This is a genomic window from Sporolactobacillus sp. CQH2019 (assembly GCF_028765345.1).
Lineage (GTDB): Bacteria > Bacillota > Bacilli > Bacillales > Sporolactobacillaceae > Sporolactobacillus.
On record NZ_JARAJZ010000002.1, the window covers coordinates 157,571 to 169,906 of the forward strand.

The window sequence follows — 12,336 nt, forward strand, 5'->3', positions numbered from 1 at the left end:
ATTAAGGATTATGAACAGAACAATTATTGTCAGCTGTCTGTCTATTCTGATTGTCTGCGCCGGCTTCGGCCTTTTTTATCTATTAAAGATCCTGCCGACCCAGCAGACTATTGATTTCTCCCGGCAGAATATCAAGATCTATCAGTCGATCACGGCAGCTAACCAAAAAAAATTATCGCAGCAGAAAAAAGCCCTGGCGGAGCAGATGAAAGAGGCCAGGAAGGAAGAGCAGCTTGGACAAAAGGTCGACAGGGCCGTTCTCCCGTCCGGCGCCGATATCGAACCGTTTTTTGTGTCGGTTGAACAGAAAGCGGAAACAGAGGGTGTCACCTTCTCATCCGTTGTCAAAAGCAGTACCGGCGATAACGGAAACAGCCAGCAGGCCGCTTCGGCAGCCGACGGGAACTCTTCTGCTCAAAAAAACAATACCGGCAGTACAAAAAGTGCCGCCCGGCAAAATCCGGCGCTTTCTTTGCTAGCTTCCGATACTTACACCGTGACAATGAACGCGCAAAACCGGGCCTCCATCCTAGCCTTTATCGGATATCTCGAGTCGCAAAAACGGCTGATGCTGATCAATCAATTAAGTTTTAAAGAGAACAACCCGGTCTTTCCCGGCAGCTCCCAGGCTGCCCAGCCCGCAGGCGAAACGGGCAGCGGGACGTCCAGCCCGGCAGGGAATGGAGCCAAGCCGGCCGGCTCGCAATCCGCGCAATCCAGCGGTAGTGCCGCGACAGCCGGCAAAACGGCCACAGGCAACACCGGGAATAGTGCGTCAAAGGCTCAGGGCTCAGCGGATCAGACCGCGGCCGCCGCTCAGGCGGCGCAGCCCAAGTTCACCGCGACACTGACGCTGACGCTTTATTCGGCAAAAAAATAATATGAGTATCTCTTTAGCTCATTTTCCTGCCTGGCCATCAGATGATGATCGACTTTTCCTGAGACCGTCAATCTCTCAAAAAACAAAGAGCGTTTCCGCGATGAACAAACTTCTGCAGCAGCTGATAAACTTCCTGTCGCAGTTGATAAACCGGATGTACCCTCGAAGACCGATTAAGCACCGGCGTCGACCGAAAAACAGCATCTAACTGTAACCGGATTTGGGGCGACGTTAACACGATTCGGTGCGCTTTTCCGACATTTCGGTGCGTCTGTAACCGGATTCGGGGCGAGTTTGGCACGATTCGGTGCGCTTTTTCCGCATTTCGGTGCGTCTGTAACCGGATTTGGGGCGACCTCTTTTGTTTGGTGCGACTTCCCGACGTTTCGGGGCAAGTTTGGCACGATTCGGGGCGCTTTTTCCGCATTTCGGTGCGTCTGTAACCGGATTCGGGGCAACCTCTCTGATTCGGTGCGACTTCCCGACGTTTCGGGGCAAGTTTGGCACGATTTGGTGCGCTTTTTCCGCATTTCGGTGCGCCTGTATCTGGATTCGGGGCGACCTCTCTGATTCGGGGCGAGTTTGGCACGATTCGGTGCGCTTTTTCCGCATTTCGGTGCGTCTGTAACCGGATTCGGGGCAACCTCTCTGATTCGGTGCGACTTCCCGACGTTTCGGGGCAAGTTTGGCACGATTTAGTGCGCTTTTTCGGCATTTCGGTGCGTCTGTAGCCGCATTCGGTGCGGCCTTTCGGCGTTTCGGTGCGTCGACCGATAAACGGCCAAAACTCCCGGCCGAAGGTTGATTTATTTAATCAATCGGGTATAAATTGCTGTTCCGATCATTCGCACCTATTGATTCCGGTCCGTTTACTGCCGTTTACTGCCAATTACTGTTAATATTTTGCATTTTACTGCTTTACGGCGATTAACTGTACGCTCTCGTTTTCCAGCGCACCACGATTCACAGGATCCGCGCCGGTCCGAAGAAAAAGATCAAAGATCGGACGTTTTCGCCAAGTAACGCTGTCCGCACAGGACAGTCCTCCTTTTCAGCGGAATAAACCGCGTTCGCATGAACCTGCCGCTCGTGCAAAGCGACCGCTTTTCGGAAGAATCGCCGGCGCCTTCGCGCCGCGGCCCGGCTGGATACATGAGTTGAGGAGATACCCATTAGCAATCATTGAACAGTCATCGCGCAACTAAAAAAACCGGAACCAAGTTTTTCAGCTTAGTTCCGGTTCTTTTTTTTGAAAACAGAGCAAGAAAGCCCCGAATGTGCCGTTGTGAAGCCGCAGCTTTGAAACCCGCTCGTGAGCAGGTGGGTGCCCTGTTTCACAGTTTACGGATCCCTGCGCGGGCCTGCGTTCCGAGTGAAAACAACGGACTCCCATTCAAAAAATGTTCGGCAAAACATATCGACTATCGACTAACACTTCAGGACTCTCTTTAACTTCTGCATTTATCTTAGCACAACTGAAAGCGCTTATCAACTTTTTATGGTCCCGGCGGGCTTTGTCTGTTCTACTTGCCGATGATCCTCCGTGCGCGGGCAGCTGCAATCTGCAGCGCCGATAAACCGGCGGCAGGGAAAGTTGCCTGCTTCCGTCTTAAGCTCCAGAAGATCGGCCCGGACCTTGTTTCCTCTCAGTCGTACCGCTTTTCAAAAAGGTATCTTCAGAATGCTTTCTTTTACTTTAGCAAAGTGGCCACATCAAGGTGCAGTTCGCTCAGCTGGGCCTGGTCGACTTCGCTCGGGGCATGCGTCAGCAGATCCGAAGCACTCGCCGTCTTCGGAAAAGCGATCGTATCCCTCAGGCTCGGGCGTCCCGACAGCAGCATGACAATGCGGTCGATTCCGAGCGCGATGCCTCCATGCGGCGGTGTGCCGTACTCAAAGGCTTCCATGAGAAAGCCGAACTGTTTCTCTGCGCGTTCTTTGCTGAATCCGAGCACCTTAAACATTTTTTCCTGCATATCGTGGTTGCAGATTCGCTCCGAACCGCTGCCCAGCTCAAAACCGTTGAGCACCATGTCATAGGATTGGGCCCGTACGCTGCCCGGATCACTCTCTATCCTGACCATATCTTCCAGAACAGGCATCGTAAACGGATGGTGTTCAGCGACAAAGCGATGTTCTTCCTCACTGTAGGAAAGAAGCGGGAATTCCGTTACCCAGAGAAAGTTAAAAGCAGACTGATCGATCAGATTGAGCATTTTGCCAAGCTTCAGACGAAGCGCCCCCAGGCTGTCGGCAACGATCTTCTTTTTGTCGGCAACGAACAGCAGCAGGTCTCCGGGTTCGGCATGCGTCCGTGCAGCGATCCGTGCAGTCAGCCCCTCATCGAAGAACTTGGCAATCGGCCCCTTCATGCCGCCTTCTTCAACCTTCAGCCAGGCGAGCCCTTTCGCTCCATACGGCGAGACAACGGCGCGCAGGTCTTCGTCAACCTGCTTGCGGGAGAAGCCGGCCGCCTGTCCCTTCACGTTGATCGCTTTGACCTGGCCGCCCTTCTCCTGAACTTCCTTAAAGACTCTGAGCGTGCTGTCGGCTGCGATATCCGTCAGGTCGATCAAGGTCATGCCGAAGCGCGTGTCCGGCTTGTCGCTCCCGTAGAGGTCCATAGCCTGTGCATAGGTCAGTCTCCGGAAAGGACGCGGAATGTCGATCCCTTTTACTTCTTTCATTAAATGAACAATCATTTCTTCAATCATATCCTGAAAAGCTTTCACTTCGAAAAATGACATTTCAATGTCAACCTGGGTGAATTCGGGCTGGCGGTCGGCGCGAAGATCCTCATCGCGGAAACAGCGGGCAATCTGATAATATTTTTCCATGCCCGAAGCCATCAACAGCTGTTTAAAAAGCTGAGGAGACTGGGGCAGTGCATAAAACTCGCCCGGATGAACGCGGCTCGGGACCAGATAATCGCGGGCTCCTTCCGGAGTGCTCTTTGTCAGGATCGGCGTCTCGATATCCAGAAACCCCTTGTCATCGAGAAAGCGGCGCAGCGTTTTCGTGATTTTATTGCGCATTTTAAACGTCTCAAGCATCTCGGGACGCCTTAAATCGAGATAACGATACTTCAGGCGGACGTCCTCCGACGCCTCGATACCGTCTTCGATCGGAAACGGCGGCGTTTTCGATTGATTCAGCACCCGTATCTCGCTGATCATGACTTCAATGTTGCCGGTTTTTATTTTTTCATTGATTGCTTCCGGATCACGCAATGTCACGGCCCCGGTAACAGAAAGGCAGTATTCGCTCCGCACTTTGTCCGCCTGATTCCAGGCTTCCTGAGAAACTTTCGGATTGAAAACAATCTGAATGATACCCGACCGGTCGCGCAGATCGATGAAGATGACGCCGCCCAGATCTCTCCTTTTCTGCACCCAGCCGGCCAGTGTCACCGTTTGTCCGGCCTGTTCGGCAGTCAATTCGCCGCAATGAGCATTTCGATACATTTTTTCACCCCATTAATTGATTTTCGCTTTTAAATAATCGGCCAGTCCGGCAAACGCGACTTGTTCCTGAGTGCCATCGGTCATATTCCTGACTTGCGCCGCCTGCGCCTGCAGCTCTTCATCGCCGATCACAATGACGAATCGGGCACGGTCTCTGTCGGCCTGTTTGAACTGAGCTTTCACTTTCCTGTCCATGTAATCCTTATCAGCTCTGAGTCCCGTCCGGCGCAGTTCGTTCAGGATGACAGCCGCTTTTCTGCCGGCCGTCTCACCGATCGCCGCAATAAAGCAGTCGAGCGATGTTTCGCTTTTCAGTGAAATGTTTTCGACTTCAAGAGCGAGCAGAAGCCGTTCGATACTGAGAGCGAAGCCGACACCGGGTGTTTCCGGCCCGCCGAGTTCACTGACCAGGCCGTTGTACCTGCCTCCCCCGGTCAGTGTCGTAATCGCACCTTTGCTTGATCCCATAATCTCAAAAGTCGTATGGTTGTAATAGTCCAGGCCTCTGACAAGTGTCGAATCGAGTTCATAGGCGATTCCCATTTCATCCAGAATGCCTTTCACTTTTTCGAAATAATCGTGGGCGGGTTCTGTCAGAAAATCGAGAATCGACGGTGCCGATTTCATCAGCGGATGATCATGGTCCTTCTTGCAGTCCAGAATGCGCAGCGGATTTTTTTCAAGCCTGTTCTGACAGTCTTCGCAAAACTCGCCGATCGACGGCTTGAAATGCGCAATCAGCGCCTGACGGTGCGCCGCCCGGCTTTCCGGATCGCCCAGGCTGTTCAGCACAAGTTTCAGCTTCTTCAGGCCGAGCATTTCGTAAAAAGACATCGCCAGTGCAATCACTTCCGCATCAACCGACGGATCCTTCGAACCGAGTACTTCAACTCCGAATTGTGTAAACTGGCGTGTTCTTCCCGACTGCGGCCGCTCATAGCGGAACATCGGCCCGATGTAGTACAGTTTTGCCGGCTGGTTCGGAAGCCCGAACAGCTTATGCTCGACAAAAGCGCGAACAACGGACGCGGTTCCCTCCGGTCTGAGCGTCAGGCTGCGGCCGCCCCTATCTTTAAAATTGTACATTTCCTTCTGAACAATGTCCGTCGTATCCCCAACCCCTCTTTGAAATAAGTCGGTGGATTCAAAAACGGGCGTGCGGATTTCCTTGTAATTGAACAGAGCGCACACCTTCCTGGCACTCTCCTCAATCTTCTGCCAGACTTCCGATTCTTCCGGCAGAACATCGTAGGTCCCGCGGGGTATTTGGATAAGCAAAATGATAGTCCTCCTTCACCTGATTTCCGCTTTCTTCCTCTGAAAGGATGGCGGCCGGTCCGGGAAAAAATTGCCGGCGGGCCCGCCGTTTATCGCCGTGATCAAACGGATTGGATTAAACATTGCGGGATAATAAAAAGCCCCCTGTCCGCCGGACTAACGACGAACAAGGGACGAATAAACATTCGCGGTGCCACCCTTGAATTGAAACATCGGCCGATGTTTCCTCTCAATCCGGTTAACGCCCGGGAGACGATTTTTCCTACTTACAACGGGCCGCTACATACCGCAACGCCTGTACTTCAGAAAAATGCCTCGGAAGTGTCCGTCTGCAGGCGCAATTCACCGGGCGCGTTCTCAGCCAAAGGCGCACCCTCTCTTTGACAGCAGACCTGCAGAACCTCTTCGTCACTGGCTTTGTTCCTTCATAGTACGAATGATTCGTCAATATGTCAAGTTTTCGCGAAAAACAACTGCTCGATACCTTTTAATTTTTAAAAATCTGATTTTTATCGCAACGCCGACACATCACTGCCGCGATCCTGCCGGATTGCCGGGATCAATGCCTCTTGCTTTCTATAATCAGGGTAACCGGTCCGTCATTGATCAGCGACACCGCCATCATCGCGCCGAATCGCCCGGTTGAGACCGTTACTCCCCGGCTCCTCAGTCGTGCATTGAAAGCCTCGTAAAGCGGTTCAGCCTGATCGGGACGTGCGGCCTCGATAAAACTCGGCCGCCTTCCATGCGACGTATCCCCGTAGAGTGTAAACTGCGAAACGGACAAAATTTCTCCCCCGGTTTCCTGAATCGATCGGTTCATCTTCCCTTCCCCGTCTTCAAAAATACGCAGGCCGACGATTTTATCAGCCACATAATCCATATCTTCAGCCGTGTCGCCCTTTTTAATACCGACGAGCAGCATCAGTCCCTGCCTGATCTGCCCGACTGTTTCCCCGCCAATTCGAACACGGGCTTCCATGACTCTCTGAACAACCACTCTCACATCCGCTCACCCTTTTTTGATATTAAATCGCCTGATGATGATTCTGTACGACACGGCCGTTCCGATCATTGCATCACGCGGCGCACGGAATAAATATCCGGAAGACGCTTAATCTTGTCGACCACACGGCGCAGATGGCTGATATTCGTAATCGCAATGGTCATATGAATTGAAGCCACCTTGTTTTTGTCGGCTCTTCCCGACACTGCATTGATTGCCGTATGAGCATCCGAAACACACTGCAGCACTTCATTAAGCAGCCCGTTGCGGTCATAGCCTGTTATCTCAATATCGACATTGTACTCTTTCGATTTCTCTTCATTATTCTCCCACTCCACTTCCATCAGCCGTTCATCCGACTCTTCATTTTTGATGTTCGGACAGTCGACACGATGGATCGTGACGCCCCTTCCTCTCGTTACATAGCCGATGATCGCATCGCCGGGGACGGGATTGCAGCAGCGGGCAAGCCGGATCAGTAAATTGTCGACCCCCTTGACACGCACGCCGAGCGACGTCCGGCGGCGGTGAACGACGGTATTTTTCGACTCGGGAAACTGCTTGGCCGCTTCATCCGCTTCTGTCTCTTTCGCCGTTTTCTCGTCTTCAGTCAGTCTGGCGACGACCTGTTTCGCCGGAATTCCGTTCAATCCGACTGCAGCGTACAGTTCATTCTCATGGGAAAAATTATATTTTTTCACAACATTGGCGATATTCGCCTCAGTCAGTGTATCTTTCAGGCTGATTCCCTGGCTCCGCAATTCTTTTTCAATCATTTCTCTGCCGTTCGCTACGTTCTCCTGGCGCTGCTGCCTCTTGAACCACTGCCTGATTTTGTTTTTTACCGCCGAACCTTGGGCGATCTTCAGCCAGTCGCGGCTCGGTCCGTACGAATGGTTCGATGTCATCACTTCGACAATATCCCCGGTCTTCAGCTTATAATCGAGGGGCACCATTTTCCCGTTGACTTTTGCGCCGACCGTTTTATTGCCGATTTCCGTATGAATCCGATAGGCAAAATCAATCGGCACGGAACCGACCGGAAGTTCGATAACATCTCCCTTAGGCGTAAAAACAAACACTGTGTCGGAAAACAGATCCATTTTGAGTGATTCCATAAATTCTTTAGCGTCTTCTGTCTCATTCTGATACTCAAGAATCTCACGGAACCAGGTCAGCTTGTCCTCAAATTTATTATTGATATTTCTTGTTTTTCCTTCTTTATAGGCCCAGTGCGCCGCGATGCCGTATTCGGCAACGTCGTGCATTTCCTCGGTCCGGATCTGTACTTCAAGCGGATCTCCCTTCGGCCCGATCACCGTCGTATGCAGAGACTGATACATGTTGGCTTTCGGCATGGCGATATAATCTTTGAAACGGCCCGGCATCGGCTTCCAATGTGTATGAATGATACCGAGAATCGCATAACAGTCTTTAATGCTTTTTACAATAATCCGGACCGCAAATAAATCATAGATTTCATTAAACTGTTTGTGCTGATTCACCATTTTCCGATAAATACTGTAGATATGCTTCGGCCGTCCGGAAATCTCCGCTTCGATATCGACCGTTTTGACATACTTCTTCAGGTCTTCGACCACCTGGGCAATATAGGCCTCGCGCTCTTCTCTTTTTTGCTTCATCAGATTGACGATTTTGTAGTACTGCTGCGGTTTCAGATAGCGCAGCGATATATCCTCAAGTTCCCATTTTATCGCCGAAATGCCGAGACGATTGGCAAGCGGTGCGAATATTTCCAGCGTCTCATTCGCTTTCTGAATTTGTTTTTCCTTGCTCATGAATTTCAATGTGCGCATATTATGGAGCCGATCGGCAAGCTTCACGATGACGCACCTGAGATCGCGGGCCATGGCGACGAACATTTTCCGGTGATTTTCCGCCTGCTGATCCTCTTTCGACGTGTATTCAAAATGTCTCAGCTTGGTTACCCCGTCGACAAGCGTGGCGACATTGTTTCCGAATGTCTCACGAATGTTGTCGAGTGTAACCGGAGTATCCTCAACCACGTCATGGAGAAAGCCGCTGATAATGGTCGTCGCGTCCATTTTCAGGTCGACCAGTATGCCGGCGACTTCTACCGGGTGCGTGATATACGGCTCGCCCGATTTGCGGACTTGTCCGCTGTGCGCCCTACTCGCAAACTCATAGGCCTCCTTAATCGACGCAATATCCTTTTCATCGAGATAAGCAGAGGCCTTCTGGATTAATTCATCCATCGTCATATTTCCATCACCTTATGCGATGCCTCATTTCCGGATTGTATTATCACTATTATCTGAGAAAACAGAGTTAATGTAAAGTTTTTGCCTGATTATTCGCCATTCGCTTCCGCGACAAACAAAAATGGCGTCCCTTTTGAAAACAAAGGGGAAGCTGAAAGTGAGAAAAAGAGTGCCCCTGTTCAGGGCACTCCGTCTCGTATCCCGGTTAAAATTTGATCAATGAAAGCACATCATAATCCGTCAAAAGTTTTCTGCCATTCAGTTCAGTCAGCTCAATCAGAAAAGCGACGCCGGCAACGACGCCTCCGAGACGTTTCACCAGCTTAATCGTTGCTTCGATGGTGCCTCCGGTCGCGAGCAGATCATCGGTGACAAGCACGCGCTGCCCCGCTTTGATTGAATCCTTGTGAATACAGAGTTCATCAAGGCCGTATTCCTTCTCATAGGAAACGGTAACCACTTCCCGCGGCAGTTTTCCCGGCTTTCTGACAGGAACAAACCCCACACCCAGAGAATAGGCAAGCGGCCCGCCGATGACGAATCCGCGCGCTTCCGGACCGACGACCACTTCCGCATCTCTTTCCTTCGCGAACTTTGACAGGTCGTCAATCGCCGACTTATAGACAGTCCCTTCCTGAAGGAGCGAAGTGATGTCTCTGAAATTGATGCCCTTGTTCGGAAAATCCTGTACCGATTCAATATACTGCTTATAATCCATTCATGGTCCCCTCCGGCTCAGTAGCTTTATCACGATCGTTTATCCGCTTTTCAAACCACGTTTTCAGTGAAGAAAGCGGGGAGTAGCAAAAAAGATCCTCCATCTCCAGCTGTTTCTTTTCTTTACGATAGGTTAAGGAGGCAGTCAAGGGCGCCTTCACCGGCGCAGAATTTTCTGTCAGTAAACCCTTATCTATTTTAACAAAACCGAGTTCAAAAAACACCCTTGTCATAAAATGAATCGTTTGCTCGGACCAGCCTTTATGCCTGGCAATCTTCCGTGCCATGGCATCCAGCATGAATGAATGTTCCTGACGTATCAGGGCATAATACCAGACAAAGTGCTTCCGTGACGGAAATGAAGTAAAGTAGTGTTCATGCCGATGGTAAAATACCGCGTAGATCCGATGAACCAGCGGGCTGTTCCCGGCCAGTTCGGACAGCTGATCTTCCTGGTCGGGAAGATCAAGCAGCACAAGATCCGGCTGCCTGACGGACATGCCCGGTTCAAACAGCGTGATTCCGCCGGCAATGCCCAGCTCTTCCGCACTTTCCGGATGAAAAGCGAGCAGCGTGGCTGATTCCGGAGGCAGCCCGGATATTTTTTCCCGGATTTTGCGGTCCGACCGCCAGTCAAAAATCTGCGGACCGTCGATACGCAGGTCCTCAATCAGAAACTGCGGCTTTCGGAATCCGTTCCATTCATTAATCGAGCAATTGCCGATCACGCTTGGACAATCAATCGGCGAGATCTGTTCCAGCCGGCCGCCGAGCCCGAACCCGATTCCGTCAAGTTCCTGGTCGCGGCCCTGAAACATCACTTTCAGATGAGCCTTTTCTCTGCCCACGGCGCCGATTTTCGAGAGTCTGACCGCATTCATTCGGAAAGCCGGACGGGGGTTGTCTGTACCGAAGGGGGCCAGCCGCTCCATCTCCTCAATCTGTTTCACCGTAATCTGGTCCGGCGTGCATTCGCCGTCAACAGCCAGTCTGGGAATGAATGCCTGATCATCCAAAGACTCTTCGGCGGCACGGTTGAAATCCTCTCTGAAGGCGTCGATCCTGTCCGCCGGAAGCGACAGTCCGGCCGCCATTTGATGTCCTCCGAACTGCGTCAGGTTTCCCGCACTTTTCTTCAGTCCCAGATAAAGGTTGAATCCGTCAATGCTCCGACCGGATCCCTTGGCCGTTCCGCTTTGCTGATCGATACTGAGAATAACAGTCGGCCGGTAATATTTTTCAACCACTCGTGAAGCCACAATGCCGATAACACCCTGATGCCAGTCTTTGCCCGCAATCACCAGGGCTTTGTCACCGCGTCGGCAATAGTCGGACGCTTCCTTATCGGCTTCAAGCATGATTTGATCGGCCAGCGCTTTTCTCTGCCGATTCAATTCCTCCAGCCGGCTGGCAAGAAGCGCCGCTTCTTCGCCGTCGTCGGAGAGCAGCAGGCGTAAAGCCGTGTCCGCATCGGCCAGCCGGCCGGCCGCATTGAGCCTGGGCGCCAGCTGAAAACCGATCATATCGCTGTCCACGGCCCCGCTGATTCCGGCTTTTATCTTCAGAGCATCGATTCCTGCAAGCGATCCCCCGCCTATGATCTGCAGTCCTCTGGAAACAATCAGACGATTTTCAGCGCGCATCGGGACAAGATCGGCAATGGTTCCGATCGCGGCCAGTGCGATCCAGTTGTCATCCGCAGGACCGGAACAGACCGCCTGAACGAGTTTCAGCGCTACGCCCGCACCGGAGAGGCCCTTAAACGGATAATCGCATCCGGGCTGTTTCGGATTCAGAATGGCGAATGCATCCGGCAGGATAGCCGGCGGTTCATGGTGATCGGTGACAATATAATCAATCCCCAGTTCCTTCGCTTTCGAAGCAGCTTCTAAAGCGGCAATCCCCGAGTCCACGGTCACGATCAGCTTCACCTGGTCGTTCCCCGCTCTTTCAACCGCCCGGACATTCGGCCCGTAACCATCCGTGAACCGGTTGGGAATATAACTGCTGACTTTTGCTCCCATTTTCCCGAGTGCTCGGATCATCAAGGCGGTTGAAGTGACGCCGTCCGCATCGTAGTCGCCGAACACACGGATCGCTTCACCGTCGCGGACCGCCCGGACGATTCTTGCCGCTGCTTCCCTCATGCCGAGCATTTCCATCGGATCGCAGAATTGCACCTTCTCCGGATGCAAAAAAATTTTCGCTTTTTCCGGCCGATCGATCCCGCGCAGCACGAGAAGGCGTGCGGTCAGTGAAGAAATGTGCAGCGCATCGGCCAATGCGTGCGTCTTTGTTTCATCCGCCTGCTTTAAAATCCAGTGATAGTTTGGTTTTAACAAACGGCCTCCCCTCCTCCTTCACTTCACAATCAATAGACTTTCAGACGAGGCCTTATTTTTTCAGTAAAGAACGGCGCCTGGAAGCGCGGGTTTCTTTCTCTTCGCCGTCCGGTGTCCCGTCCGCGGCGGCCTGATCTCCTTCCCCTGGATGCAGCTCCGTCAGACGCTGCAATTCCCGTTTAAGCTTCCTGATGCGGCGCTGCTGCACATATATTTTATAATAAGTGAATAAGCCGACCAGGAAAGCGCCGAGCAGAAAAAAGCCGAGAATGATCAGAATCAGCGGCAGCCGTACGCTTCCGAACAGGAAATTAAAAGTCACATACCCCACATTCCCGATGGAGAACAGCACGACGATCAAAATAAAGATCAGCGCAAAAAGCAGGCTCCATTGTTTTTTCACTGT

At 52.0% G+C, this 12,336-nt stretch carries 8 protein-coding genes and 1 other RNA gene; 1 reads left to right on the forward strand and 8 read right to left on the reverse strand.

All coding sequences use genetic code 11. The annotated features are described in order from the left end of the window. The first annotated feature begins 10 nt into the window (after positions 1–10). Positions 11–880 carry a hypothetical protein gene (locus tag OYT88_RS03735; protein ID WP_274398063.1) on the forward strand — a complete coding sequence of 290 codons (870 nt, stop codon included), beginning with the start codon at positions 11–13 and terminating at the stop codon, positions 878–880. 1,264 nt (positions 881–2,144) lie between these two features. Here OYT88_RS03735 and ssrS read toward each other — a convergent pair. From ssrS to OYT88_RS03775, 8 genes are all read right to left on the reverse strand, one after another. Further along, positions 2,145–2,326: non-coding RNA, 6S RNA (gene ssrS / locus OYT88_RS03740), on the reverse strand. Between the two features lie 245 nt (positions 2,327–2,571). Beyond that, complete coding sequence (aspS, locus tag OYT88_RS03745; protein ID WP_274398064.1) at positions 2,572–4,344, reverse strand: aspartate--tRNA ligase; 1,773 nt, start codon at positions 4,342–4,344, stop codon at positions 2,572–2,574. A gap of 12 nt (positions 4,345–4,356) precedes the next feature. Further along, a complete protein-coding gene (hisS, locus tag OYT88_RS03750; RefSeq protein WP_274398065.1) occupies positions 4,357–5,622 on the reverse strand; it encodes a histidine--tRNA ligase in 1,266 nt (421 codons plus the stop codon). A gap of 559 nt (positions 5,623–6,181) precedes the next feature. After that, the gene (dtd, locus tag OYT88_RS03755) at positions 6,182–6,628 is read right to left on the reverse strand and encodes a D-aminoacyl-tRNA deacylase (protein WP_274398066.1); all 447 of its coding nucleotides are present in this window, start codon (positions 6,626–6,628) and stop codon (positions 6,182–6,184) included. 65 nt (positions 6,629–6,693) lie between these two features. Then, positions 6,694–8,871 carry a RelA/SpoT family protein gene (locus OYT88_RS03760; RefSeq protein WP_274398067.1) on the reverse strand — a complete coding sequence of 726 codons (2,178 nt, stop codon included), beginning with the start codon at positions 8,869–8,871 and terminating at the stop codon, positions 6,694–6,696. Between the two features lie 205 nt (positions 8,872–9,076). Then, entirely contained in the window at positions 9,077–9,589 is a 513-nt protein-coding gene (locus OYT88_RS03765) for an adenine phosphoribosyltransferase (RefSeq protein ID WP_274398068.1), read from the reverse strand. Next, positions 9,579–11,930 carry a single-stranded-DNA-specific exonuclease RecJ gene (recJ, locus tag OYT88_RS03770; RefSeq protein WP_274398069.1) on the reverse strand — a complete coding sequence of 784 codons (2,352 nt, stop codon included), beginning with the start codon at positions 11,928–11,930 and terminating at the stop codon, positions 9,579–9,581. Before recJ ends, OYT88_RS03765 begins: the two co-directional genes overlap by 11 nt. A gap of 52 nt (positions 11,931–11,982) precedes the next feature. Beyond that, positions 11,983–12,333 (reverse strand): LapA family protein, encoded by a 351-nt coding sequence (locus OYT88_RS03775; protein WP_274398070.1) that lies wholly within the window; start codon positions 12,331–12,333, stop codon positions 11,983–11,985. Between the last annotated feature and the right edge of the window lie 3 nt (positions 12,334–12,336).

Coding starts and splice junctions, on each gene's coding strand:
- OYT88_RS03735 (WP_274398063.1), top strand. CDS start 11: ATGAACAGAACAATTATTGTCAGCTGTCTGTCTATTCTGATTGTCTGC.
- aspS (WP_274398064.1), bottom strand. CDS start 4,344: ATGTATCGAAATGCTCATTGCGGCGAATTGACTGCCGAACAGGCCGGA.
- OYT88_RS03760 (WP_274398067.1), bottom strand. CDS start 8,871: ATGACGATGGATGAATTAATCCAGAAGGCCTCTGCTTATCTCGATGAA.
- OYT88_RS03765 (WP_274398068.1), bottom strand. CDS start 9,589: ATGGATTATAAGCAGTATATTGAATCGGTACAGGATTTTCCGAACAAG.